This is a genomic window from Streptomyces sp. NPDC001796 (genome assembly GCF_042892355.1).
Classification (GTDB): Bacteria; Actinomycetota; Actinomycetes; order Streptomycetales; family Streptomycetaceae; genus Streptomyces.
The window spans coordinates 347,575-372,462 of sequence record NZ_JBIAUC010000006.1; the positions used below are offsets into that span (position 1 = coordinate 347,575).

General features: G+C 70.9%; 22 protein-coding genes. 8 read left to right on the top strand and 14 right to left on the bottom strand.

The window, feature by feature from the left end:
- Positions 1 to 48 precede the first annotated feature (48 nt).
- Entirely contained in the window at positions 49 to 699 is a 651-nt protein-coding gene (locus tag ACFYZE_RS15755) for a hypothetical protein (RefSeq protein ID WP_388993196.1), read from the bottom strand.
- Positions 700 to 962: 263 nt separating this feature from the next.
- Positions 963 to 1,523 carry a hypothetical protein gene (locus ACFYZE_RS15760; protein ID WP_388993199.1) on the bottom strand — a complete coding sequence of 187 codons (561 nt, stop codon included), beginning with the start codon at positions 1,521 to 1,523 and terminating at the stop codon, positions 963 to 965.
- Between the two features lie 670 nt (positions 1,524 to 2,193).
- Between ACFYZE_RS15760 and ACFYZE_RS15765 the strand changes: the two genes are divergently transcribed.
- Positions 2,194 to 3,405 (top strand): hypothetical protein, encoded by a 1,212-nt coding sequence (locus ACFYZE_RS15765; RefSeq protein ID WP_388993202.1) that lies wholly within the window; start codon positions 2,194 to 2,196, stop codon positions 3,403 to 3,405.
- 80 nt (positions 3,406 to 3,485) lie between these two features.
- Here ACFYZE_RS15765 and ACFYZE_RS15770 read toward each other — a convergent pair whose 3' ends face one another.
- Positions 3,486 to 4,775 (bottom strand): geranylgeranyl reductase family protein, encoded by a 1,290-nt coding sequence (locus ACFYZE_RS15770; RefSeq protein WP_388993205.1) that lies wholly within the window; start codon positions 4,773 to 4,775, stop codon positions 3,486 to 3,488.
- Positions 4,776 to 4,933: 158 nt separating this feature from the next.
- Between ACFYZE_RS15770 and ACFYZE_RS15775 the strand changes: the two genes are divergently transcribed.
- Both ACFYZE_RS15775 and ACFYZE_RS15780 read left to right on the top strand, forming a co-directional pair.
- Positions 4,934 to 5,440, top strand: coding sequence for a GNAT family N-acetyltransferase (locus ACFYZE_RS15775; RefSeq protein ID WP_388993208.1), 507 nt, complete (start codon positions 4,934 to 4,936; stop codon positions 5,438 to 5,440).
- Between the two features lie 120 nt (positions 5,441 to 5,560).
- Positions 5,561 to 5,878 (top strand): PASTA domain-containing protein, encoded by a 318-nt coding sequence (locus tag ACFYZE_RS15780; RefSeq protein WP_388993211.1) that lies wholly within the window; start codon positions 5,561 to 5,563, stop codon positions 5,876 to 5,878.
- Here ACFYZE_RS15780 and ACFYZE_RS15785 read toward each other — a convergent pair.
- From ACFYZE_RS15785 to ACFYZE_RS15805, 5 genes are all read right to left on the bottom strand, one after another.
- On the bottom strand, positions 5,865 to 6,560 hold the full coding sequence (locus tag ACFYZE_RS15785; RefSeq protein WP_388993214.1) for a demethylmenaquinone methyltransferase: 696 nt from the start codon (positions 6,558 to 6,560) through the stop codon (positions 5,865 to 5,867). The two genes, ACFYZE_RS15780 and ACFYZE_RS15785, sit on opposite strands and share 14 nt — an antisense overlap.
- A gap of 46 nt (positions 6,561 to 6,606) precedes the next feature.
- On the bottom strand, positions 6,607 to 7,248 hold the full coding sequence (locus ACFYZE_RS15790; RefSeq protein WP_388993216.1) for a hypothetical protein: 642 nt from the start codon (positions 7,246 to 7,248) through the stop codon (positions 6,607 to 6,609).
- 7 nt (positions 7,249 to 7,255) lie between these two features.
- Complete coding sequence (gene mqnC / locus ACFYZE_RS15795) at positions 7,256 to 8,470, bottom strand: cyclic dehypoxanthinyl futalosine synthase (protein ID WP_388993219.1); 1,215 nt, start codon at positions 8,468 to 8,470, stop codon at positions 7,256 to 7,258.
- Positions 8,471 to 8,558: 88 nt separating this feature from the next.
- Positions 8,559 to 9,284: a prepilin peptidase gene (locus ACFYZE_RS15800; RefSeq protein ID WP_388993222.1), complete on the bottom strand. Its 726-nt coding sequence runs from the start codon at positions 9,282 to 9,284 to the stop codon at positions 8,559 to 8,561.
- A 33-nt stretch (positions 9,285 to 9,317) separates the two neighbouring features.
- The gene (locus ACFYZE_RS15805; protein WP_388993225.1) at positions 9,318 to 10,166 is read right to left on the bottom strand and encodes a menaquinone biosynthetic enzyme MqnA/MqnD family protein; all 849 of its coding nucleotides are present in this window, start codon (positions 10,164 to 10,166) and stop codon (positions 9,318 to 9,320) included.
- A gap of 287 nt (positions 10,167 to 10,453) precedes the next feature.
- On the opposite strand from ACFYZE_RS15805, the gene ACFYZE_RS15810 reads away from it, so the two are divergent.
- Positions 10,454 to 10,657: a cold-shock protein gene (locus ACFYZE_RS15810; RefSeq protein WP_043442843.1), complete on the top strand. Its 204-nt coding sequence runs from the start codon at positions 10,454 to 10,456 to the stop codon at positions 10,655 to 10,657.
- Positions 10,658 to 10,798: 141 nt separating this feature from the next.
- Here ACFYZE_RS15810 and ACFYZE_RS15815 read toward each other — a convergent pair whose 3' ends face one another.
- Entirely contained in the window at positions 10,799 to 11,374 is a 576-nt protein-coding gene (locus ACFYZE_RS15815) for a helix-turn-helix domain-containing protein (RefSeq protein ID WP_388993228.1), read from the bottom strand.
- Between the two features lie 69 nt (positions 11,375 to 11,443).
- Here ACFYZE_RS15815 and ACFYZE_RS15820 point away from each other — a divergent pair, with 69 nt between their 5' ends.
- Positions 11,444 to 12,160 (top strand): AzlC family ABC transporter permease, encoded by a 717-nt coding sequence (locus ACFYZE_RS15820; RefSeq protein ID WP_388993231.1) that lies wholly within the window; start codon positions 11,444 to 11,446, stop codon positions 12,158 to 12,160.
- Positions 12,157 to 12,471: an AzlD domain-containing protein gene (locus tag ACFYZE_RS15825; protein WP_388993234.1), complete on the top strand. Its 315-nt coding sequence runs from the start codon at positions 12,157 to 12,159 to the stop codon at positions 12,469 to 12,471. Before ACFYZE_RS15820 ends, ACFYZE_RS15825 begins: the two co-directional genes overlap by 4 nt.
- A 15-nt stretch (positions 12,472 to 12,486) precedes the next feature.
- Here the strand turns inward: ACFYZE_RS15825 and ACFYZE_RS15830 are convergent, their stop codons facing one another.
- From ACFYZE_RS15830 to ACFYZE_RS15840, 3 genes are all read right to left on the bottom strand, one after another.
- Positions 12,487 to 13,692 carry a cytochrome P450 gene (locus tag ACFYZE_RS15830; RefSeq protein WP_388993237.1) on the bottom strand — a complete coding sequence of 402 codons (1,206 nt, stop codon included), beginning with the start codon at positions 13,690 to 13,692 and terminating at the stop codon, positions 12,487 to 12,489.
- Between the two features lie 70 nt (positions 13,693 to 13,762).
- Positions 13,763 to 14,773, bottom strand: coding sequence for a DUF1259 domain-containing protein (locus ACFYZE_RS15835; protein ID WP_388993240.1), 1,011 nt, complete (start codon positions 14,771 to 14,773; stop codon positions 13,763 to 13,765).
- A gap of 146 nt (positions 14,774 to 14,919) precedes the next feature.
- Positions 14,920 to 16,857: an AMP-dependent synthetase/ligase gene (locus ACFYZE_RS15840; protein WP_388993243.1), complete on the bottom strand. Its 1,938-nt coding sequence runs from the start codon at positions 16,855 to 16,857 to the stop codon at positions 14,920 to 14,922.
- 282 nt (positions 16,858 to 17,139) lie between these two features.
- On the opposite strand from ACFYZE_RS15840, the gene ACFYZE_RS15845 reads away from it, so the two are divergent.
- Positions 17,140 to 17,427, top strand: a complete 288-nt coding sequence (locus tag ACFYZE_RS15845; RefSeq protein WP_388993492.1) for a hypothetical protein — start codon at positions 17,140 to 17,142, stop codon at positions 17,425 to 17,427.
- A complete protein-coding gene (locus ACFYZE_RS15850; RefSeq protein ID WP_388993246.1) occupies positions 17,427 to 18,263 on the top strand; it encodes a MaoC/PaaZ C-terminal domain-containing protein in 837 nt (278 codons plus the stop codon). The genes ACFYZE_RS15845 and ACFYZE_RS15850 overlap by 1 nt, the downstream gene beginning before the upstream one ends.
- 4 nt (positions 18,264 to 18,267) lie before the next feature.
- On the opposite strand, the gene ACFYZE_RS15855 is transcribed toward ACFYZE_RS15850, so the two are convergent.
- On the bottom strand, positions 18,268 to 18,555 hold the full coding sequence (locus ACFYZE_RS15855; protein WP_388993249.1) for a hypothetical protein: 288 nt from the start codon (positions 18,553 to 18,555) through the stop codon (positions 18,268 to 18,270).
- A 73-nt stretch (positions 18,556 to 18,628) separates the two neighbouring features.
- Complete coding sequence (locus ACFYZE_RS15860; RefSeq protein WP_388993252.1) at positions 18,629 to 24,676, bottom strand: DNRLRE domain-containing protein; 6,048 nt, start codon at positions 24,674 to 24,676, stop codon at positions 18,629 to 18,631.
- Positions 24,677 to 24,888: the final 212 nt, after the last annotated feature.

Genomic DNA, 24,888 nt, shown 5'->3' on the forward strand with positions numbered 1-24,888 from the left:
GCCGCCGACGTCGAGGCGCTGAGCGGCTGGTCACAGCCGAGCGGCTGATCACAGCATTCGACGCCACACCACCAGGGCGGCGGCAATGCCGGCGATCACCGTGGTGCCGCTGTCCGCGCCGGTCTCGGCGAGGCCGCTGCCGCCACCCGCGGGCGACGGGGCGCTGCTCGCACCCGGTACGGCGGCCGCGCCGCTGCTCTGCGCCGGGCTCGGCGGTGTGGTCGGGGTGGCGGAGGACGCCGAAGAGGGGTGCGCGGACGGAGTGGCGGGCGCCGGGGAGGACGGGCCGGAGGACTTGCAGGTCTCGTCCGCGACGACGGTCATCGGCTGGATGTCGTCGTCGACCTTGCCGCCCGCGGTGACGTGGACCCGGAAGGTCTCCCCCGCGTACCAGTCGAGGGGGATGAGATCGACGGAGACGCCCTGCGCGGTCGGGTGCTCGATCGTCTTCGTGTCGACGAGCCGTTCGCCGCCGGGCATGCTCAGCTGCATGTACAGGCGGACGGTGGCCGGGGTGCCGGAGGCGTCCTTGTCGGTGACGCGGATGACGCCCTTGCCCGCGTCGCACACGGCCGCCGCCGAGAAGTCGCTGATGCTGCACGCCAGCGCGGTGTCAGCGGCACCGATGGAGAGTGCGGCCGCGGCGCCGACAGTGCCTATGACACGTGCCGCTGCCGCGGCGCGATGGGAAAGGAACACTCTTGTCCTTTACGGTCGATGAGGATGCGACGGGCGATCCGCCGGGCCGACAGGCGAGCCGCGGGAGCCCGAGGCCCCTCACGTCTACAAGCCCGTCGAGCCTGCTGTCAAAGGCCCGTCACCACAGGTCAAGGCACGATGAATGGCTGGTCATGATCCGGCCGGAGATCGGTCAGGAGATGGTCATGGCGGACCCGAGGCGCCCTACACACCGATCGTCTCGAAAGTCTTCTCCCGACTTCTGCTGATCCGAGGAACAAGCCCTAGTCCTCGCCGTCGTCGCCCTCGTCGAACTCGTCGAACTCATCGAACTCGTCATCGAGGTAGTCGTCCGCCAGGGCGTCGACCAGGTGCTCGTCGACCGGCTCACCCAGCTCGTCCTTGGCGATGAGCGTGCGGCACAGGATGTTCAGCGGGTACAGGCCCCGCTCGGGGCCGTCCTCCGGGAAGCTGACACACGGAGTGTCGAGAACACCCGGCGGCGTGTCCGGCCCGAACAGAGGCGGCATCGCAGCCGTGTCGGCATGGTCGACGTCGCGCTCGAACTTCCACACCATGCCCTTGGCGCGGCAGATCACTTCCCCGAGGTACCAGACGGCGCCCTGGACGAACGGGTCGAGCCGCCGGGCACGGAGCTCCGCATCCGACTGGAACCTCTCGCGGAGAAGGTCTTCGAGTTCGTTCAGGGAGTCGGGCCTGAAGTCGAGCCGCTCGGCGCCGGTCTGCTGCGCCCACTGGTCGAAGGCCTGCCGGCGCCCGTGCAGCCACGCGAGAAGCTCCGGGTGCCGCGTCGGGTCCGTGCCGTGATCCGCGGAAGTGGTCATGGGTGGTCACGGTAGCGAACACGCCAGTGCCCGGCGAACTGGCAAGTGCCGCCGCCGAGTTGACATGCCGAGCATCGGCAACTGCTGCACTGTGGGCCGTCCGGGGTTCTAGTGTGTGAGGGCGGCGGGCAGGGACATGTCACGGGGGCCCTATCCCGTCCGCCGGCCTTGTCCCATGAGCCCCCCACCAGGGACACGCATTGAGCACACCACTGAGAGTCCGGCTGCGCAGACGTCTGGCGTCCGCGCTCGCGGTCGCCTCTGCGGCCGGAATGATGCTGGTCGGGCTTCCGCCCGCCCTCGCGCACGCCGCGCCGGGCGACACCGCGAAGATCATCGGCGGCAAGCGCTGCGACGAGTACCACCTCGGCAAGACGTACTCCCGCACCCCTGCGAACTCCGGCGCCCCCGTCGGCGGCGGCCAGTTCGAGGAAAGCTGGGGCGGCCAGCCCGAACAGTACGTCTACGACAACACCTTCAAGGGCTGGGACAACCTCCCGGCCCCCAGTCCCGGGGATCTCGCCGCCGCCGGTGACACGGACGACGACATCGGCAAGTGGGACGCCGAGTACGCCCGGACGAAGAACCCGGACGACATGAAGCGGGCCGTCTACGCGCGCTACGGCCGGTTCAAGGCGACGGCGAAGAACCCGAACATCGGCTGGGGCAATTGGCTGACGGCTACGGCGGCCAGGCAAAGCTCCAGCTCGCCTCCGACGCCATGTTCACCTGGCTCGCGCTCACGCCGGACAAGTTCTGGGTCAACCTCAACCCGGACCAGCCCGACAAGATCATGGACTCCACCTTCGCGAAGACCGACGCCGGCCGCATCCTGCTGGACGCCGACTTCGCGATGAAGACCGACTTCGCGCACGCCATCAACCCGGACAAGAACCCGGACGCCAAGACGTTCTGGGACACCGTCCCCCGACGTGACGGCCTGCCCTGCTTCCCCTCCGTGCGGCTGTGGATCGAACCCGAGCCGGCGAAGGTCCGCGAGCAGGACGGCGGGATCTACATCCTCGACGCCCCCCTGAAGGTGTCGACCGAGTGGATGGACGTCAAGTACCACCCACCCGGCGCCCGCGTCTGCGACCTGACCGACCCGGAGAAGCACACCAGCGAGGCCCTGCTGCGCCGCTATGTGATGCCGCAGGTCGACAAGCAGGTCAACACCGCCCCCACGTACGCCGACCTGCGCCGCGTGTACAAGTCCCGCGTGGCCGCCGAGTTCATCCGCCAGCAGGACGCGAAGAAGGCCACCGACTTCCGGCCGGTCATCAACAGCAACGACGTGAGCCGGTGGCCGCTGCGCGCCCCGAACCAGGACTGGACCAAGCAGGGCACGTACGACAAGTACATGAAGTCCCTGCGCGAGGGCATCGACTGGTTCGAACTGCGCTACGGCGGCAAGGTCTACAACCAGGGCGTGGGCGGCGTCGACTTCTCCAAGCAGCCCGAGCAGAAGATCAGCCGGGCCCGCTTCACGGTCGAGCACCCGGCCCTGGACAAGACCACCAAGCGGTCCCTCCGCGAGGAGACCGGCTACCGCAGCACCTATACCGGCTACTTCGGCGGCAACGGAGCCGCGAAGATCGACAACGGCGGCAGCGTCCCGCCCTCCCCGACACCGACCCCGACGCCCACAGGCAAGCCCACCCCCACGCCCACTCACACCCCGGGCAGCCCGGCGCCGAGCAGCCCCGGCAGCCACACTCCGCCGGCCGGGACCCCGCCGCGCAGCGACGACGGAAACGGAGGCGGAGGCGGCCTCGCCGACACCGGCACCCGGATCGGAGTCGCTGCTGCCACCGCCGCAGTGCTCCTGGCCGCCGGCTTCGTCCTGTTCCGTGTGAAGCGCCGCCGCCCCGCACAGAACTGACCGGCACGCCCGGCGTCACGGAGTGACCGCGGCCCCCTTTCCACGTCCCGGCGGGAGGTGGAAAGGGGGCCGCTTCGCGATCACGAACGCGGAGCCACCTTGCTCAGTCCGTTGATGATGCGGTCCATCGCGTCGCCGCCCGTCGGGTCGGTGAGGTTGGCGAGCATCTTCAGGGTGAACTTCATGAGCACGGGGTGCGTGAGGCCGCGCTGGGTCGCGATCTTCATCACCTTCGGGTTGCCGATCAGCTTCACGAAGGCGCGGCCCAGCGTGTAGTAGCCGCCGTAGGTGTCCTTCAGGATCTTCGGATAGTTGTGCAGGGCGAGTTCGCGCTGGCCGGGGGTCGCGCGGGCCATGGCCTGGACGATGACGTCGGCCGCGATGTGGCCGGACTCCATGGCGTACGCGATGCCCTCGCCGTTGAAGGGGTTCACCAGGCCGCCCGCGTCGCCGACGAGCAACAGGCCCTTGGTGTAGTGCGGCTGGCGGTTGAAGGCCATGGGGAGGGCGGCACCGCGGATCGGGCCGGTCATGTTCTCGGGGGTGTAGCCCCAGTCCTCGGGCATCGAGGCGCACCAGGCCTTGAGCACCTCGCGCCAGTCCAGCTCCTTGAAGGACTCCGAGGTGTTCAGCACGCCCAGGCCGACGTTGCTCGTCCCGTCGCCCATGCCGAAGATCCAGCCGTAGCCGGGCAGCAGCCGCTCCTGGCCGCCGCGCCGGTCCCACAGCTCCAGCCAGGACTCCAGGTAGTCGTCGTCGTGGCGCGGGGACGTGAAGTACGTACGGACCGCGACGCCCATGGGGCGGTCCTCGCGGCGGTGCAGGCCCATCCCCAGCGACAGCCGCGAGGAGTTGCCGTCCGCCGCCACCACGAGCGGCGCGTGGAAGGTGACCTCGCGCTTCTCCTCGCCCAGCTTGGCGTGCACTCCGGTGATACGGCCGGTGCGGTCGTCGACGATCGGGGCGCCCACATTGCAGCGCTCGTACAGCCGCGCGCCCGCCTTCTGCGCCTGCCGGGCCAGTTGCTCGTCGAAGTCGTCGCGCTTGCGGACCAGTCCGTAGTCCGGGTAGGAGGCGAGATCCGGCCAGTCGAGCTGGAGCCGCACCCCGCCTCCGATGATGCGCAGACCCTTGTTGCGCAGCCAGCCGGCCTCTTCGGAGATGTCGATGCCCATCGCGACGAGCTGCTTGGTGGCGCGCGGCGTCAGACCGTCACCGCACACCTTCTCGCGCGGGAACGCGGTCTTCTCCAGCAGCAGGACGTCCAGGCCCGCCTTCGCGAGGTAGTACGCGGTGGTGGAACCGGCTGGCCCGGCCCCGACGACGATCACATCGGCGGTGTGTTCGGTAAGGGGCTGGGGCTCGGTCACGGCGGGTTCTCCCCAAGACTCGACGACGGCAACACCAGCGCCTGCGGCAGGCAGCGAGAAGGCCACGCGGAAACCGCGGCCGAAACAGCGTGCTGACGGGCACTGGACATGGGCAGTCTATTCAGCGTCACCGACCTCCCGGCTGAAGGGCTGCCCCCATGAACCGAGCTCTCCCCGACGTACGGCTGCGCGTCCCCACCGACGAGGACGCCTTCGCCTGGCACCGGGTGTTCGCCGACCCCGAGGTCATGGAGTTCCACGGCGGCAAGGCCGCCGAGCTGTCCGTCTACGAGGAGCTCACCGCCCGCCAGCGCCGGCACGACGCCGAGTACGGCTTCTGCCTGTGGAGCCTGCTCGACGACTCCGGGGAGGTCATCGGCTTCACGGGCGCTCAGCCGTGGCCGCGCGAGTGGGGTCCGAAGGGGGAGATCGAGATCGGCTGGCGGCTCGGGCGGGCGCACTGGGGCAAGGGGTATGTGACGGCGGCCGCCCGGATGACCCTGGAGCGCGTGCGTGCGGCGGGCGTGAGCAGCGTGGTCGCCATGGTCGACTCCCGCAACACGCGGTCCATCGCGGTCGCACAGCGGCTGGGGATGCGTCTTGCGGAGACGTTCACGACGCCTGCGTCGCAGCGGCAGGGCCACTGCTACCGACTCGATCTGTGACTCTGCGTGATCGACTGTCACAGAAAGACACCTGGCGCTTCCGGGTGGCACCCCCGGCCGGTTACCCTTCCAGTACCGCTGGGGGTGACATCTGTGCCTATACCACCCAAAACATCCGAAGTGCGCGTGCCGCGGCTGATCGGCCTGATGGCGATGGACGCGCGTGAGGCCGCCAAGCAGCAGGGCGTCCTGCTCGCCGCACCCGACCGGCCCGACTTCCACGACATCGTCGTCGACTACGTCGTGCGGCAGTACCCGCAGCCAGGCGCCGAGGTGCCGCGCGGTGCCGTCGTCACCGTCTGGTTCGACCTCGGCGAGGGCGAGGGCGGCGGCGGAGGAGCGGGCGTGCGCGAACCACGCGTGCCGCCACCGCCCAGGGGCGGAATGCAGCGCGAGCTGGACGAGCCGGGCGACCCGTACGCGGTCAGTCCTGCTTGAAGCCCCGGTGCAGGGCCACGATCCCGCCGGTGAGGTTCCGCCACGCGACCTTCGACCAGCCCGCCTTGCGCAGCCGCTCGGCGAGGGCCGGCTGGTCGGGCCAGGCGCGGATGGACTCGGCGAGGTAGACGTACGCGTCGGGGTTGGACGACACCGCGCGGGCCACCGGCGGCAGCGCGCGCATCAGGTACTCGGTGTACACCGTGCGGAACGGCGCCCACGTGGGATGCGAGAACTCGCAGATCACGACCCGCCCGCCGGGCTTGGTGACCCGGTACAGCTCGCACAGCGCCGCGTCCGTGTCCTGCACGTTGCGCAGCCCGAAGGAGATGGTGACGGCGTCGAAGGTGTCGTCCTTGAACGGCAGCTTCGTCGCGTCGCCCGCGGTGAAGGGCATCCAGGGGTGCCGCTTCTTGCCGACCTGGAGCATCCCGAGCGAGAAGTCGCACGGGACGACGTACGCACCGGCCCGCGTGAAGGGGAGCGACGAGGTCGCCGTGCCCGCCGCCAGGTCCAGCACCTTCTGCGCGGGCCGCGCGTCGACCGCCTTCGCGACCTCCTTGCGCCACAGCCGCGCCTGCCCGAGTGACAGCACGTCGTTCGTCAGGTCGTACCGTTCCGCCACGTCGTCGAACATCGAGGCGACTTCGTGCGGCTGCTTGTCCAAGGATGCGCGGGTCACGGGCCCATTGTGGCAGGAGGGTCCGACGCCACTGCGGCAGCCTCGGCTATCGGCGCCGGTGCACCAGGCGCCCGGCGACGACGGTCGCCACGCACGTCCCGGCTCCGCGCGCGGCGAGCGCGGTCTCGTCCGGGACGTCGAAGACGGCGAACGTCGCATCCATGCCGACGGGCGGCAGCGGCAGCGAGATCGCCTCGGCCAGGCTCCGTCCGGCCAGCGGATCGAGGCTCGGCGGCCCCACGGGAGCCCGGAACCGCTGCTCGACCGTCATCCCCGCCCGGTACACGGCGTCCACCACGGCGGGAGGCCGCAGTTCTCCCGCCACGGCGACGGTCCCGTGCGCCAGCATCCGCTGCACCCCGCGCCGCGCGCTCGCGCCCCAGCGGGCGTCGCTCAAGGAGAGCGCCGCGAGGGCTTCGCCCATGAGCGGCTCGGTACCCAGCTCATCGGCCTCACGGGGGTCCGGGTGGTAGGCCTGCTCCAGCAGTTCGGGCCCGTACGGATTCAGCAGTCCCGGGGTGAGCAGTCCGGGCCAGCGTCGGATCCGGGCCGTGGGACGCGCCGCCACCAGCTCCTCGTACGGTCCGACACCCGCGATCTCCCGGCCGTCGACGAGCAGCGCGCCGCCCGGCACGGCCGGCCGGGCGTCACCGGGGATCAGCAGGTCGGCGACGTGAAGCGTCAGCATCCGGGCCCTAGTTGGACGCCAGGAGCTTCAACTCCGGGTGGGCCGTGCCGCCCTCGATGGCCGTGGAGGAGATGTGGGACATCACGCGGTCGTCGACCGGGTCGTTGGCCGGGTCGTCGTGGACCACGAGGTGCTCGTACGTCGTCGACCGCTGGGCCGGGACGCGCCCCGCCTTCCGGATCAGGTCGATGATCTCCATCCGGTTGGAGCGGTGCTTGGCGCCGGCCGAGGAGACGACGTTCTCCTCGAGCATGATCGAGCCGAGGTCGTCGGCGCCGTAGTGCAGGGTCAGCTGGCCGACGTCCTTGCCGGTGGTCAGCCAGGAGCCCTGGATGTGCCGGACGTTGTCGAGGAAGAGGCGGGCGACGGCGATCATCCGCAGGTACTCGAAGATGGTCGCCTGGGTGCGGCCCTTCAGGTGGTTGTTCTCGGGCTGGTAGGTGTACGGGATGAAGGCCCGGAAGCCGCCCGTGCGGTCCTGCACGTCCCGGATCATCCGCAGGTGCTCGATGCGCTCGGCGTTGGTCTCGCCCGTGCCCATCAGCATGGTGGAGGTGGACTCCACGCCCAGCCGGTGCGCGGCCTCCATGATCTCCAGCCAGCGCTCGCCGCTCTCCTTCAGGGGCGCGATCGCCTTGCGCGGCCGCTCGGGCAGCAGTTCGGCACCGGCGCCGGCGAAGGAGTCGAGCCCGGCGGCGTGGATGCGGGAGATGGCCTCCTCCACCGACACGCCCGAGATACGGGCCATGTGCTCCACCTCGGACGCCCCCAGGCTGTGGATGACCAGCTGGGGGAACGCCTCCTTGATGGCGCGGAAGTGCCGCTCGTAGTACTCGACGCCGTAGTCGGGGTGGTGGCCGCCCTGGAACATGACCTGCGTGCCGCCGAGTTCGACGGTCTCGGCGCAGCGGCGCAGGATGTCGTCGAGGTCGCGCGTCCAGCCCTTCTCGGTGTCCTTGGGGGCCGCGTAGAAGGCGCAGAACCTGCACGCCGTCACGCAGACGTTCGTGTAGTTGATGTTGCGCTCGATGATGTACGTCGCGATGTGCTCGGTCCCGGCGTACTTGCGGCGGCGCACGGCGTCGGCGGCGGCGCCCAGCGCGTGCAGCGGCGCATCACGGTAGAGGACGAGCGCTTCCTCGGGGGTGATCCGCCCACCGTCGGCGGCACGGTCGAGCACGGCTGTGACATCAATGGACGTGAGGTCGGCCTTGTCGGTCACCGGGCTCCCTTTCGGCGGGGATGGACGGACACGTAAGGGTCGTGGACGGACCGAACCAGCCTACGCCAGCGCCTTTACGGGCCCGACGTCAGGCCGCGTACGCGCCGATGAGCAGCCCGACGAACGTGCCCGCGATGAGGAACGGCCCGAACGGGATCGTCGTACGCCGTCCGGCGCGCCGGACGAGGACGAGCCCGAGCCCGTACAGCCCCCCGAACAGGAACCCGGCGAAGGTCCCGAGCACCACGGTTCCCCAGCCGTACCAGCCGAGCACCGCCCCGAGCCCGGGCGCCAGTTTGACGTCTCCGAAGCCGAGGCCGTGCGGGTTGAGGAGGAACAGCAGGAAGTAGGCGCCGCCCAGCGCGAGCGCGCCGAGCAGTGCGGTGCGCCACCGTCCCGCGTGCTCGGGCGCCAGCGCGGCCAGCCCCAGCAGGGCGGGGGCGGCACCGGCCAGCGGCAGGGTCAGGACGTCGGGCAGGCGCTGCACCCGGAAGTCCACGAGGGTCAGCAGGACGCCGACGGGAGCGAGCAGCAGCCACACGGCCAGCTCCGGGCGCGTGCCGGTGGCGAGCGCGAGCACCGCGCACACCAGCGCGGTGACCGCACCCACGAGCACGGTCCCGGGTCCGTACGCCCGCCCGTCCGCACACCGCGCCCGTCCGACCCAACCGCCGATCGGATGCCCGTCCGGGCACCGGTCCCGCCACGGCTGCCCGGGCTCGACGGACAGCCGGTACGCGGCCCGGGGCACCAGCGCGCCGCCCGCCGCACCCCACACCGCGGCACCGACGGCCGCCCAGAGGTCCAGATCCACCCGGACAGCGTAGGGACGGAGCGGGCAACTCCCCTACCGTTCGAGCAGCTTCACCCTCACGTCCGCCGGGAAACCGGTCGTCGGGCCGACCCGTCGGGCGAACTCGGCGACGGCATCCAGCTGCGGGCCCCCGAAGCTGAAGTCGAGCGTCGTGAAGTACCGCTCCAGGACGTCCTCGTCGAAGGCCTCCCAGCGCGCCGCCTGCTCCGCGACCTTGCCGACCTCCTCCAGGGACAGGTTGCGGGAGGCGAGGAAGGCCTCGTGCACCGTGCGGGTGATGACGGGTTCCCGCTCCAGGTACTCGCGCCGGGCCGCCCACACCGCGAAGACGAACGGCAGGCCCGTCCACTCCTTCCACAGCGTGCCGAGGTCGTGGACGTCGAGGCCGAAGCGCGGTCCGTCGATGAGGTTGGCGCGCAGGGCGGCGTCGCCGATCAGCACGGCCGCCTCGGCCTCCTGCATCATCAGGCTGAGGTCGGGCGGGCAGGTGTAGTACTCCGGACCCACCCCGTACCGCTCGGCGAGCAGCAGCTGGGCGAGGCGTACGGAGGTCCGCGAGGTGGAGCCGAGGGCGACCCGGGCGCCGTCCAGCCGGTCCAGCGGGACCTGGGAGACGATCACGCACGACATCACCGGGCCGTCGCAGCCGACCGCGATGTCGGGGAAGGCGACCAGGTCGTCGGCGTTCTTGAGGAACTCGACCAGGGTGATCGGACCGATGTCGAGGTCGCCCCGCACGAGCCGCTCGCTGAGCTTCTCGGGTGTGTCCTTGGTCAGCTCGAAGTCGAGGAGGGTGCCGGTTCTCGCGAGCCCCCAGTACAGGGGCAGGCAGTTGAGGAACTGGATGTGGCCGACGCGCGGCCGGGTGCGAGAATTGTCCACATCGCGAGACTAGCCCCCGCCCCGTACGCCGCCGCCTCCGACCCCCGCTGTCAAGGGTTCCCGGAGCATTCAAACCTACGGGTGACGTGATCTTGACCTCTATTGCTTTTCCCTGCCCGCGTGCTACGCTCGCAGCAAGTTGCAGTTTGGTTTCCTTGCAGTACAGAGCCTGCGGAGCATGTGACCGCGGGCTCTCGTCGTTTTCAGACATATGCAGTTGTGCGGCGGTTCCGTTTTCACACTTGCAGTTCTGGAGCAGGGCAACCCTTTGGGCCCAAGGAGGGCTTATGGCTACCGGAACCGTGAAGTGGTTCAACGCCGAGAAGGGCTTTGGCTTCATCGCCCAGGAAGGCGGCGGCCCGGACGTCTTCGTCCACTACTCGGCGATCAACGCGAACGGCTTCCGTTCCCTCGAGGAGAACCAGCAGGTCTCCTTCGACGTGACGCAAGGCCCGAAGGGCCCGCAGGCGGAGAACGTCACCGCGATCTGAGATCGCTGAGTCCCTGATCCAGAACTGAGAGCAGTACCCAAGGAGCCCCGCGCCATTCGGCAGCGGGGCTCCTGCCTTTCGGTGAATTCTTCGCGAATTCTCCGGGATGCGCCGGCCTTCCCCACGACAGCCCAGGCGCGCTCACAAGTGCTGCATGACGAGCACGAAGGCGCTCCCGGGTGCCAGCGCCTCGTACGAATGGGCGACGTCACCGCGGAACGCGATGTAGTCCCCGGGGCCCAGTTCTACTTCCTCACCGCGCGGCCCGGCGAGAACCCGCCCCTCACTCACGACCAAGTGCTCCACGCTGCCCGGAATATGGGGTTCCGACACACGCGCGGCCCCCGGTTCCAGCCGGATGTGGTACAGATCCCGGCGCGCGCCGGGTGGGCTCGCGGACAGCAGGGTCGCCGCGTAACCGGCCTGCTCCGAGTGCACGGTCGGCCCCTGCCCCGCGCGGATCACCTGAACGGCCGGGGCGGGCGGTTCGACCAGCGCGCTGAACGGCACGCCGAGGGCGACCCCCAGCGCCCACAGGGTCTCCACGCTGGGATTGCCGCCCGCCGCCTCCAGCTGGGACAGCGTGGACTTGGCGATGCCGGCGCGCTTGGCCAGCTCGGAGAGCGAGAGCCCGGCACGCGTGCGCTCACGGCGCAGCGCGGCGGCGATCCAGTCCAGCGGGAGCCGGGGCGGTGGGGCGGCGGTGTCGCGGGTCATCGGCGTTCGCTCCGTCGGTACGTTCGTTCGCCTTGACGAACAGAGAGGCTGTTGTCCATTGTAGGAAACATGCGTTCGCTGTTCCGAACACCCGATGTCCTCCCCTTACCGACGATCGTGGACCAGGCCCTGCTCCGGGACATCTCCCTCGTCTGCCTCGCCAGCGGGGTGGTCGGCGTCTCGTTCGGGGCGATCGCGGTCGCTGGCGGGCTGCCGGTGTGGGTACCGGTGGTGATGTCTCTTGTGGTCTACGCGGGCTCCGCCCAGTTCAGCGCGGTGGGGATCCTGCTCGCCGGGGGCGGCCCCGTGGCTGCGGCGGCGACGGGCCTGCTGCTGAACACCCGCACGGCGGCGTTCAGCCTCGCGGTGGCGGACGTGCTGGGCGGCCACGGGCGCGCGACGCGGTTCCTGGGCGCTCATCTGGTGACCGACGAGACGGCGGCCTTCACCCTGGCCCAGCGGGACCCGGCCCGGCGCCGCGCGGCGTTCTGGATCTCCGGGATCGGGATGTACACGGTGTGGAACCTGAGCGTGCTCGGCGGAGCCCTCGCCGGGAGCGCACTCGGCGACACCGGCGCCTTCGGGCTGGACGCCGCCTTTCCCGCCGTCCTGGCCGCGCTGGTGCTCCCGTCCGTACGGGACGAGGCGGGCGTACGGCGGGCGGCGCTGGCCGGCGGCCTGGTGGCCCTCGCCGTGACACCGTTCGTGCCGGCCGGGCTGCCGGTGCTGCTGGCACTGGCCGGGCTGCTCGCGCTGGGCCGGCAAGGCGTGGGGAGGCGGGCATGACGGCGACGCTCGCCGCGATCCTGGCGCTGGCCGTGGGGACGTACGCCTTCCGGCTGGCGGGCCCGCTGCTGCACGGCCGTGTCGAACTGCCCGAGCGGGTCCAGCGGGTGCTGTCGGCGGGTGCTGTGGTGCTGCTGGTCGCGCTGCTGGCGACGGGCGCGCTCACCGAGGCGGGCGGCTTCGCCGGGTGGGCGCGCCCCGCGGGGGTCCTGGTGGCGGTGGGTCTGGCGTGGCGGCGGGCGCCGTTCGTGGTCGTCGTGCTGGGCGCGGCGGCCACGACGGCCCTGCTGCGGGCGGCCGGGGTGGCCTGACCGCCCGGCCGCGCCTCACCAGGTCACCGGCAGCTCCAGCGGAAAGCGGCGGATCGTTTCGGTGTCCCAGCGGATCTCCTCCGCCGGCACGGCGAGCCGCAGCGTCGGGAACCGCTCCACCAGACGCCCGACGGCCACCTCCAGCTCCGCCATCGCCAGCGGTACGGCGATGCAGCGGTGGCCACCCCAGCCGAACGTCATATGGGGCATGGGCGGCCGCTCCGGGTCGATGACGTCCGGATCCGGGTAGCGCTTCGGGTCGCGGTTCGCCGTCAGGTACGACACATGGACGAAGTCGCCCTTGCGGATCCGTACGCCGTCCATCTCCACATCCTCCAGCGCCACGCGGGGGATGCCGACCCCCTTGCGGAACGGAATGTAGCGGAGCAGTTCGTTGATGACGTCGGTCAGGGACTCCGGCCGGCTCCTCAGGTGCTCCATCAGCTCGGGCCGGGTCAGCAGCAGGTAGCAGATGTCGCTGATCTGGCAGGTGGCGGTGTCCTGCCCGCTGAGCACCAGCGTCAGCGCCATGACCGCCAGTTCCTCGTCGTCGAGGGCGTCGTCTCCGTCCTTGGCCGCGGCCAGCGCGCTGATCAGGTCGTTCCCGGGGGTGCGCCGCCGCTGTTCGACCTGCTCGAGGAAGTAGGAGCGCAGCGCGGCCTTGGCGTTCGCGGCGGTCTCGCGGCTGTCCGGCCCGGTCTCGAGCAACTGGTGCGCGTACTCCTGCATCCGTGCCCAGTCCTCACGGGGGATGCCGAGGACGTCGTAGATGGTCTGCTGCGGGAGCCGGTTGGACAGGTGCTGGACGAGGTCCGCCGGCGGCCCCTGCTCCGCCATCTCCTCCAGCAGGGTGTCGGCCAGCCGGACGATCTGCTGCCGCATCCGCTCGACGTGCCCCCGGGCGAAGCCCTGGGACGCCAGGCGGCGCAGGCGGCTGCTGTGCGGCGGGTCCATCACGTTGATGGACTCCGGGGAGACGATGGGCTCCGGGGTCAGGCGCGGATAGTCGTGCCCCATGATCGCCGCCCGGCTGAACCGCTGGTCGGTGGTCACCTGCCGTACGCCCTCGAAGTCGGTGATCAGCCAGGCGGCGCCGTCGCCGTACGGCAGCCGGATACGGGTGATGGAATCGCGGGCCATCAGCTCCGCGAGCGCGGGATCGAACTCCAGACCCTCGCTGAAGTCAAACGGGCACATCGTGGGTTCGGTGCTCTGGGTCATCGCGGGGTTCTCCCTCTTCCACGTGCTCTGTTGGCTCCTGGCCGCACCGGGGCGGCGGTACGACCTCTCTTCAGCCGACCGAGGCCGGTGCCACATTGGTGGCGTCCACGGCGGCGCGCAGGCCCCGGGCCAGCGTGACGGCGTTCCCGACGGCCCAGAAGTGGGTGAAGAACAGGCGGGGCTCGTCCCTCAGGCCGTGGTTGTGCAGCTCGACGAGTTCCATCCGGGCACGTCTCAGTGCCGCGAGGACGTCCTGGACCTCCCCGGCGACCATCGCCAGGTCGCCGCTGATCGCCACTCGCCCGGCACCCAGCGGCTGCCAGTTGAACGCGGTGGTCGACCCCAGACCCGGAGGCAGCACCATGCCGCCCTCGACGATGGTCTCCCGGCGGATGAAGAGGCTCTTGTAGATCCCGTCGTCGTACGAGCCCTTGACGCCCAGCGCGGCGTCGATGGCCGCCGTGTCCAGTGTGTGGCTCGACTTGGCGGGACGCTGCGGGCGCGGGGTGCCGGTGCGGTCGAACGCCGCACGCAGACCGCGGGCGACGGCCACCGGGTCGTGGCCGTGGGCGTGGACGTGCGCCCACCAGACGTTGGGCGTGTGGGAGAGCAGGTGCTTGTGGAGCGCGGTCACCGCGAGACCCTGTTGGTGCAGGACGTCGAGGAACGGCTGCAGTTCCTGTTCGGTGACGACCAGGTCGCCCATCGTCATCGTGCTGCCGTCGGCGTAACGGACGAAGGACACATGGGAGCCCAGCGCGAGCTCCGGCTTGATCAGGACGCCTTTCGAGATCACCGACAGGTCGTGGCGCGGCAGGCCCGTGTGGTACATCAGGTTGCGCTTCATGTCACCGCCCCGGCCCAGCGCCTTGGCCACGTCCGTCCAGTCGGACAGGGTGGTGCGCACCGGCCGGACCACCGCGTCACCGTGCCTGTGGTCCGCCGCGGCGGACAGGGCGCGGGCTGGAGCCTGCTGCGCGACGGCCAGCGCCGGCGCAAGGGCGGCTGCCGCGGCCAGCACGCGCCGCCGAGACGCAACCGCTCGGCCGTGGGTGTCTTGCTGTGGGTCCTCAGCCATCATGTCCGCCTCCTCGACGCCTCCTCGACCCGATGGAAGCACGGGGAGCTGCGGACCGCCGCCAGCACGGCCGCCCCTGCGGCCATGTGGGCTAGTGCTCGTTCGCGATCGGGTGAAGCCTTCGGCGGCGGGCGCGTGACCTACGGGCCCTACGGCGCGTACAGCTCCTCCACCTCCCGGGCGAAGTCCCGCATAATCGCCTCGCGGCGCAGCTTCATCGACGGCGTCAGATGCCCGGCCTCCTCGGTGAAGTCCACGGGCAGGACCGCGAAGCGGCGGATCGACTCGGGGCGGGAGACGAGTTTGTTGGCCTCGTCCACCGCGCGCTGCAGGACCGCGTCGAGTTCCTCGTCCCCGACCAGCAGCTCCGGCGGGACGGGGTGCTTGCCGTTCATCCGGCGCCAGTGGGTGATGCCGTCCACATCGAGCGTGAGGAGGGCGGAGACATAGGGGCGGCCGTCGCCGATGACCAGGCACTGCGAGACCAGGGGGTGGGAGCGCAGCCAGTTCTCCAGCGGGGCGGGCGCCACGTTCTTGCCGCCCGCGGTGATCAGGATCTCCTTCTTCCGGCCCGTGATCGTGAGGTAGCCGTCGTCGTCCAGCCGGCCGATGTCGCCCGTCGCGAACCAGCCGTCGGAGGTCGCCGGGATCACCCCGCCCGCGTGCGGGTCCCAGTAGCCGCGGAAGACCTGCCCACCGGAGAGCAGCACCTCTCCGTCCGCCGCGATCCGCACCCGGGTGCCGGGCAGCGGCCGGCCCACCGTGCCCAGCCGGGGCTTGAGCGGGGGCGTGACGGTGGCCGCGCCGGTCGACTCCGTCAGGCCGTAGCCCTCGAAGATCTCGATGCCGGCGCCCGCGTAGAAGGCGGCGAGGCGGGTCCCCAGCGGGGAGCCGCCGCTGATGACGTGGCGGAGCCGGCCGCCCAGGGCGCCGCGGATGCGGCGGTAGACGAGCGGGTCGTAGAAGGCGCGGGCCGCCTTCAGAGCGCGGCTCGGTCCGGGGCCGGTGCCGTGCTGCCGGGCCTCCAGCGCCTCGCCGTAGCGGCGGGCCACCGAGACCGCGCGTTCGAACAGAGCGCCCCGGCCGCCGCGCTCGGCCGCCGCCCGGGCGTTGTTGAAGACCTTCTCCAGCATGTACGGGATGACCAGCAGGAAGGTGGGCCGGAAGCTCGCCAGGTCGGCCAGCAGGTCCTCCGCCTTCAGACTGGGCGCGTGCCCGAGCCGTACCCGTGCGCGGATGCAGGCGACCGCGACCATACGGCCGAAGACGTGCGACAGCGGCAGGAACAGCAGCGTCGACGGCTCCTCGCTCGTCCTGGCGTGGAAGACCGGGTGGAGGAGCCGGGTGGAGTTGTCCACCTCCGCCAGGAAGTTGCCGTGGGTCAGCGCGCACCCCTTGGGGCGGCCGGTCGTGCCCGAGGTGTAGACGAGGGTGGCAAGGGTGTCCGGGCCGAGCACGCCCCGGCGGACCGCCACCTCCTGGTCGGGGACCGCCGCGCCCAGCTCGGCCAGCCGCTCCACGTGCCCCTTCTCGATCACCCAGGCGTGGCGCAGGTCGGGCAGGCGGTGGCGTTCCGGGCCGATGGCCGCAGCCTGGCCGACCGTCTCCGTGATCAGGGCCACCGCGCCGGAGTCCTGGAGGATCCAGCGGGTCTGGAACACCGAGGAGGTGGGGTAGACGGGGACCGTGACCAGGCCGGCCGCCCAGGCCGCGAAGTCGAGCAGCGTCCACTCGTAGGTCGTGCGCGCCATGACCGCGATCCGGTCGCCCGGCATCAGGCCCTCGGAGATCAGTCCCTTCGCCAGGGCGAGCACCTGGTCGGCGAACTGGGCCGCCGTCACATCCGTCCAGCCGCCGTCCGCGTCCCGGCGGCTGAGCACCCGGTGGCCGGGCGCCTCGCTCGCGTTCTCGAACGGCAGGTCGGCGAGCGAGCCATGGGTCACCGGCGGCACCAGCGGCGGCACGTAGGCCTCCCGGACCTCCCCGTTCAGCCGCCGGGTCTCCGGCTCCACCAGCACCGGGCGGCCGTCGTGGTCGAGGTCGACGGGGGCGGCGGACACGGGCGCGGACGAGTACGAGATGGGCATGGCAGCTCCTGGGGCCTGCAGCTACACACTGCTGTGCTGCATAGGTACGCGCGGTGCGGACCGAGACGTTCACCCGCGGCAGCGGCTCGCTGTTACCGCCGGTCAGGACGGCGATCGTACGGCGCCCGCGTGGGGACTCTGTGCGGGTTCGGGAATGGTCCGGGGATGGGGCTGTGCAGGCCTTGCCACACGGGTTTGAGGTGCCGTCAGGTCGCCGGTGACGTAGCCTTACCGCAGGTAACCTTACTCCGGAGTAAGCATTGGGCCGAACAAGGAGCCGCCATGACGACCGACCGTTGTCCGCGCTTCGCCGGCACTGCGCCCGGCCGCTGCCCGACCCACCGCCCGGGGCTGCCGCAGCCGGCGCCCCCGCGGCGCTGGTCGCCAGGGCGGCCGGCCCTGTCCGGTCCGCTGCTGCATCTCACGGCCGGCGAGTCCTCCGCCGCCCTCGCGCGGGGCGGTCTTCCGGCAGGCGTCGCCGAGACCACGGCCCGGCTCGCTCACCCGGCGTCGGGCGCGGTCCATGGGCAGGTCGTCGGCGTCTGCGGCCAGAGCCTGCTGGGGGCGTGATGTCCGTCGTCCTCGCCCGGCCCCCCGCGCTCGCGCCGCTTCTGGCCCGCGGCGCCCTGCTGTCCCCCTTCAAACGCCCCCGTCCGGACGCCGACTTCCCCCGCGACCGGCTCGTCCTGCCCGCCCTGCGCGTCGACCTCGCGCGGCTCGCGGCGTACGAGCGGGTGTGCGGCTTCCCGACCGGCGACGACACACTGCCGCCGACCTATCCGCACGTCCTGGGCTTTCCGCCGGCCATGCGGCTGATGAGCGACCGGGGCTTCCCGCTGCCGCTGCTCGGACTAGTCCACACGTCGATCGAGATCACCCGGTACGGGCCGATGCCGGCCACGGGGGAGTACGAACTCGCCGTGCACATCGGCGGACTGGCGCCGCACCGGCGCGGCACCGAGGCCTCGGTGGTGACCGAGGTGCGGGCCGGCGGGGATGTCGTATGGGAGTCGACTAGCACGTATCTGGCCCGGCACCGCTCCACGCACCCGGCCGGGCCGGCCGGGGACGGCCCGGCGGCGCTGCCCGCGGTCGCCGAGTGGCACCTGGCCGGGGACGTCGGCCGCCGCTACGGCGCCGTCTCCGGCGACCGCAATCCCATCCACGTCCACCCGCTCACCGCCCGGCTGTTCGGCTTCGAGCGACCCATCGCGCACGGCATGTGGACGGTGGCCCGCTGCCTGGCCGCGCACGGCACGCCCCAGCGCACCACGGTGACGGCGCGGTTCAGGGCGCCGGTGCTGCTGCCGGGGACGGTGACGTACGCGGCGGACGGGGAACGTTTCGAGCTGCGCGGTGGTGACCAGGTGCACGTCCAGGGAGAGGTGCGCCCGCTCACCGCGTAGGGCGTCAGGCCACCCAGCCCAGGACGAGGCCGCAGACCAGCGCGAGACCACCGGCGGCCCAGGCCGGCGCCTCGCGTTGCGTCTTCCAGCGTTCGACCGCGAGCGTGGCGAACACGGCGACGAAGAGCCGGAAGAAACTGTCGGCCAGTGACCCGTCCAGCGCGGTGACGATCTGGCTTGTTCCGAAGCCCACGGCGGTGCAGAGCAGGAGGGGTCTCGCCACCTGCCTCTCGGCCACCATGACCAGGACGGCGATGGTGACCACGACCTGCAGTATTTCGATGACCAGCATGACTTCCTCTCGTGTACGGGCGGATGGCGGCCGGGAGTGCACCCGACCGCCACCCGCTCAGTGTTCGTCCGACTTACTTGCAGCCGTTCTTCTTGCCCCAGTAGGTGTAGGGAATGAATCCCGGGTACGCCCAGGGCCAGTGCAGTTCGAGGCAGTGGTGGACCTTGACTGCCCACTTCGCCCTGCGTTCGATCACGGCGAGGTCGATCAGGAGCCAGTCGGCGACGGCGTTGGTGCCCGCTCCGAGGAACGCCGCGATGGTGGCCGCCTTCTGTGCCCACCAGGCCCAGTTCTCGGCGTGCTTCGTCTCGCTCTTGTTGAGCCGGATGCGCACGCCCCACCAGTGGGCCGAGAACTTCAGCTGCCCGGTCAGGTCCAGGTCGTTCACCGGATCACCCGGGTAGGTGTAGGCGTCGGAGTTGCCGCCGTAGACCGGGTCCGTGGTGAGGAAGCGACCGGTGGCCGGGGAGTAGAGGCGGACGCCCATCATGACCACGCTGCTGAGCGTGTTGGACGAGCGCTGGTAACCGCCGAGCCAGCCGTAGGTACCGCCGACGGCGGTGTCCAGCGCGTTGCCGTACTCGTCGTAGTGCTGGACCGTGCTGGACCTGGTGGTGTCCAGCGGCTGCTGGACCGTGACGTCACCGTGGATGTCGGAGAACTGCAGGACCACGTCCCCGCTCGCCGACGTGGTGGCGCCCAGGTCGCCCATGAGGTCCCGGACGTTGCGGCTGATGCCGCTGCCGGTCGCGCTCCACGTGGGGCTGTCGCAGCCGCAGCCGTAGTGGTTGGTGACCGTCGTGCTGTTGGTCCAGGTGCCGTCCGTGCCCTGGGTCTGGGTGGTCTGAACGCCGGGCCGGTAGGCGGCGTCGAGGCTCCAGGTGTTGCGGTTGGAGCCGACGGTCTCCGAGTTGACCAGGTCGTTGCTGTAGTACGACAGGGCCGTGCTGCCGCTGGTGGTGGTGCGGCCGAAGGCGTCGTACGCGTAGCCGCTGTTCACCAGGCGGTCGGCCGAGTCGTAGGAGTACGACGTGGTGGCCGTGGTGGCGTCGGCGGTGCTGCTGTCGCAGTCGTCCGACGTCGTCTTCAGCGAGCTGCGGTTGCTGTTGCCGTCGAAGCCGTAGGCACGGCTGGTGCATCCGGTGCCGCTGGTGTCGGTGGCCTGGGTGAGGCGTCCGGCACTGTCGTAGGCGTAGGCGGAGTCGATGCTCGGGCCGTCGGTCTGGGTGTGACCGAGCTGCTGCCCGATGGCCGAGTACTCGGCCGTGTCGGCGGCGACGCCGGTGCCGTCGGAGGCGGTGTACTCCCGGTCCGTCTGGTTGCCGGCCGTGTCAGTGGTGATGGCCAGGCTGTAACCACCGGGCATGCTCTCGGACTTGAGGATGCCGTCGGCGTCGTACGTCCCGGTGAAGGTGCCGGCGACCGAGTCGGTCAGGTTCTTCAGGTTGCCCGCCGTGTCGTAGCCGTACGTAACGGTGGAGGGCGCCGAGTCGGTGGTCTTCACGGTCCGGTCGAGGACGTCGTAGGCCCTGGTGGTGGTGTTGCCCGCGCCGTCGTCGTAGGTCAGGAGCCGGCCGAGCTGGTCGTAGGTGTAGGCGACGGTCTGGCTGCCCGAGGACTGGGTGGCGATCTGCCCGTTGTTCTGGTCGTAGGTGAGAGTGGTGGCGGGGATCGCCGTTCCGATGCCGCCGGTGATGGCGCTCTTCACGGTGCGGCCCGCGCTGTCCGTGGTGACGGTGGTGGTGCGGGTCACCCCGTTCGCGGTCTCGGCCTTGGTGGCCGTCTGGCCCCAGCGGCCGTAGGTGTAGGTGGTGGTGACCGCGTCGGTCGGGTTGCTGCCACCGTTGGTGATGGCGGCCGCGGGCGCGGTCTTGCAGAGCAGTCCGGCCCATTCGGGACGGGCGCCGCAGGTACCCGAGCCGTCAGCGGTGTAGTAGGTGTACGTCAGGGTGTCCGCGTCGGAGCCGGACGAGCCTGCGGTGCGGGTCGTGGCGACCCGGCCGGAGCTGTCGTACGACGTCACCGTGTCGGTGGTGGTGCCGCCCTGCTGGGACTTCTGCCGGCCGGTCGACCAGTCGTAGGTGTTGGTGACGGTGAGGGTGTCGCCGTCCGTTGCGTAGCCGGCGACCGTGGCACCGGTCACGGTGGTGGTGACCAGATCGGAGACCGCGGCGTCGCCGGGCCGGTTCTCGTCGTAGGTGTACGACGTGTGGGTCCGGGCCGGAACCACGCTGCCGGCGGCCAACGTGCCGCTGGTGCCCTTGAGGTCGCTGCTCAGGGTGATCCGGTGGAGCGGGCCGTACTGGTCGAGGAGCCGCTTGCCGTCGGTGGAGTACTCCGAGACGGTGGCGAGCTGCCGTGCGCGGTCCGCGGTGGACAGGTCGGTCAGGCCGAGTTCGGCCAGCTCGTCGGCGTCCCCGCCGAGCGCCAGCGCTCGGTTGGCGGCCGTGAGGCTGCTGACCTCGTGGCCGAACCGGTCGTGGTCGGTGGCGGTGATGGAGCCGCCGGGAGTGGCGGAGTTGGTCTCCTCGCCGTCGGCGTTGATGTAGGTGATGGTGGCGCGGCCGTAGGCGGACGACGCGAGGTCGCTGCCGGTGCTGGAGGACGGGACGCTGTCCGCCGGGAAGACGGCGGTGGCGTCGGTCGGTGCCTCCTCCTGGGCCCAGGTGGCGACCGTGTTCGCGTCCATCTGGTTCGGCGCGGAGCTGCCCGACAGCGGCACGTCGTAGACGACCGTGGTGGTCGCCGTACCCGACGTGGTGCTCGCGCTGCCCTCGGCCAGGGCCGGGCGGGAGGCGCTGAGCAGCATGCCGGAGCCCGCGGTCAGGGCCGAGCCCGCTTTGCCGTAGGTGAAGGTCCACGGCAGCTCACCGGGCTTGGCGAGGGTGGCGACGTGGCCGTCGGAGTCGTAGGTGTACTGCGTCTTCAGCGCGGGGCTGATGCGCGGGTCCCAGACCTGGCGGAGCCTGCCGGAGGAGTCGTACGCGTAGTCGGTGACGGTCTCGGCGGTGGCGGCCGAGGCACCCGGGTCGGTGGCCCACAGCTTGATCGCCTTGACCTGGCCCGCGTAGTCGCCGAACGACGAGCCGGTGGCCGTGGTGGTGTCGGCGTAGACGAACTCCAGGACCCGGCAGCCCTTGGTGGACGGGGCGGACTGGCAGGTGGTCGCACTGATCCCGGTCGTCGGGGAGATCACGTACTTCGGGCGGGCCAGGGTCTGGCTGCCGGAGGTGACGGTCTCCGAGACGGTGGTGACGGTCGAGTCGCTCACCGGGGTGGCCGAGGAGGACAGCGTCCAGGTCGGCGTGGCGGCCGCCGCCTTCGCGAACACGGTGGTGTTGGCGTCGGTGTCGGTGAGCGTGAACTGCGTGCCGGACAGCGTGCCCACCAGGGTCAGGCCCTCTTCGCCGGTCTCCGGCTGCCAGCCACCCGAGCTGGTCGCGGTGAAGGCGACCGAGCTGCCGTCCGCCCTGAGCAGTTCCGCCGAGGTGGCGGAGGTCTTGCGGATCTGCGTGAAGTCGCTGTCGGCGGCGTCGACGGCGGAGGTCCAGCCGCGGCCGAAGATCTGCGCCTGGCCCTCGCTGTCGTTGGCGTTGGCGCGCGAGGAGTACGTGCGCTCCACGTCGGCCATGAACGCCGAGGCGTCGGTTGCCGACAGGGTGTAGTCGCCGGTGAGTTCGTTCACCGTGCCGGGGCCGACCTCGGCGCTCGGGGCGGTGCCGGCGTCGCGGTCGAGGGTGACGTCGACGGTCTGCGAGTGTCCGGTGCTGATGCCGTCGGTGAACTCGGCCCGCAGCTGGATCACACCGTCCTCTGCCAGCGAGTTGACGGTGTTCCACACCAGCTTGGTCGCGGTGCCGTCGGTGACGGGGACCGGCCAGGAGGACACGGCGTTGCCGGAAGCGGTGACGTCACCCACGGGCACGGTGTGCCAGCTGTCGGTCTCGCCGCGCCGGTACTGCCAGGTGATCCCGGTGTAGAAGGTCATGCCCTTCGCCGACAGGGTCAGCCGGCGGGCGGTGGTGTCGCCGTCCTGCGGGGCGAGGATCGCCGCGCCGTCCGCACCCACGCCGAACGAGTACTTGGTGGTGGAGGTGGAGAGGTTGCCGCCGGAGTCGATCGTGCGGGCGTAGAGCGTGTGCCAGCCGCCGGCGGGGTCGATGGAGACGGTGAGCGCGTCACCGCCGTTGCCGTCGGTGGTGTCCAGCTTCTGGTTCGGCAGGGTGCTGTCGTCCAGCCCCCAGTAGTAGCCGGCGCCGTCCGACGAGGAGGTGTCGAGCGTGCAGGAGACGGCGGAGTCCGCCTTGGCCGTCCAGCCGTTCTCGACGTACGTGGCGCAGGAGACGGTCGGGGCGGCGGGCGCGGCCGTGTTCATCACGAACGTCGTGTAGCCCGACCAGGAGCCGTAGTCGGTGCCGTCGTAGGCGCGGACCCGGTAGCGCAGGTGCGCGCCCGCCGGGAGGGCCGAGGCGGACGGGATCGTCAGCTTGGCCGTCGAGCCGGAGGCCACCGACGAGGACGTGCCGGTGTACGAGTAGGTGGTGTCCGCGTACGCCGGATCCGCGGTGAGCTCGAACTGGGCCTTGGTGCTGGAGCCGTCCGGGTCGGTCACCTTCGCCGACAGGCTCGGCGTGAGCGAGGTGACGTACCGGTTGCCGTTGTAGGCGTTGACCTGCGAGGGCGAGATCGCCAGCGAACTGGGCACGGACGGGTAGGAGTTGTAGGTCACCACCAGCTTCGGCGCGTACCCGGCGGTGGTGTAGTTCGCCGAGCGGAAGCGCCGCCAGGTGGTGGAGTCGGTCTCGTCCGCGCTGCGGATCTGCAGGCCGTAGTTGGCGGAGCCGTCGGCCCACGCCTGCACGATGCTCTGCAGATTCCAGTTCGACCAGTTCGCCGGGCAGGACGAGGAGTAGCCCCAGTGGCCGGTGTTGTTCGCCGCGCCGGTCGTGGTGGTCGACGGCTGCGAGCCCCAGGTGATCGACGTCGACGACCAGGTGGAGGTGATCCGGCGGGCCTGGGTGGCGGCGCCGGAGGTGGAGCAGGTCGCCGAGTAGTAGTTGTACAGCGACATCGTGGCCGCGGTGATGTGCTTGCCCTTGAACGCCGACACGTCGAACTTCAGGTACGAGTGCGCCACATCCGTGCCGGAGTCGTACGTGCCCGACTTCAGCTCCTGCGAGGAGATCTGCGAGTCGGTGTAGTCCGGGTTCTGCAGCCACGTGTCGGTGGTGACCGCGAGCGTGGTGGTCGGGTCGACCGTCACCGGGTAGGTCGCGGTGGCCAGGAAGTGCTTGTCCGGGGTGAGCACCAGCGTCTGCGAGCCGTCGGACGCGGTCTCGATCCTGGTCGCGACCCGCTTCTGGTGGGCGGACTCGCCGGACGCCGGGTCCTTGGTGGAGTCCCACATCATCGGCGCCGGCGCCTCGGCGACCAGCTTGCCGCTCGTGTCCTTGAGCAGCAGGTGGCCGGAGGGGGCCTGGGAGACCTTCAGTCCGTCCAGGTCCAGCGGGATGCGGTACTGAGCGGTGCCGTCCGGCCGCTGATTGAGCGTCAGGTTCTCCGAGAAGCCCTGCGCCAGCGCGGTGACCGAAAGGGTCTGGCCGCTGCCCAGGTCGTAGGAGGCGGTGCTGTTCCTCACCTTCGGCGCGGGCAGCTTGTCCTGCCAGCCCAGCCCGAAGGACTGCTTGCCCTTGGTCACCGACGCCAGCTGCTTGTCCCCGCCGTCGGACACCGCGATGTCCGCCGCCGCGGCGTCCGGCGTGAGATCGGCGCCGGTGTCGGACAGCGAGGTGTCGATGTCCCTCCACTGCCCGTCCTGCTTCACCCGGACCGGTCCGGCGTACGCCTCCGTCTGCAGCTCCCCGCTGGGCAGGGCGTACGTCGTGGTGTCCGTCGTGCGGGCCGACAGCACCTCGATCTTCCGCTTCTGCGTCCGGGCCATCAGCAGGGCCGACGCCACCGAGTCCGCCGACGAGGCGGCCGGCTTGGGCTTCGACGCCGTGACCGCCTCCCTCGGTCCGGAATCGGTCGCGAAAGCCGCCCCCGTGCCCAGTGACACCAGCGCCGTCTCCGCCGCCAGCACCGCGGCCACCGCGAGGGCGGTCCGTCTGAGGCGGTTCACTCTGCGTGGCGACCCCACCCGCCACAGGCTGTGTCTCTTCAACACCCCTCCAACAACCGGTCAGGGATGCGGACGCACCCCCGAGTGGGGAGTGAGAAAAGGGGAGTCAGTTGTCATCCAGGTGAACGAGACTCCGCTGACCAGGGAGAATCCGTCCTCAGGTTTCGCTCAAGTCCCTTGTCCCCGAAAGACTTGACCCGTTCATGACCTGT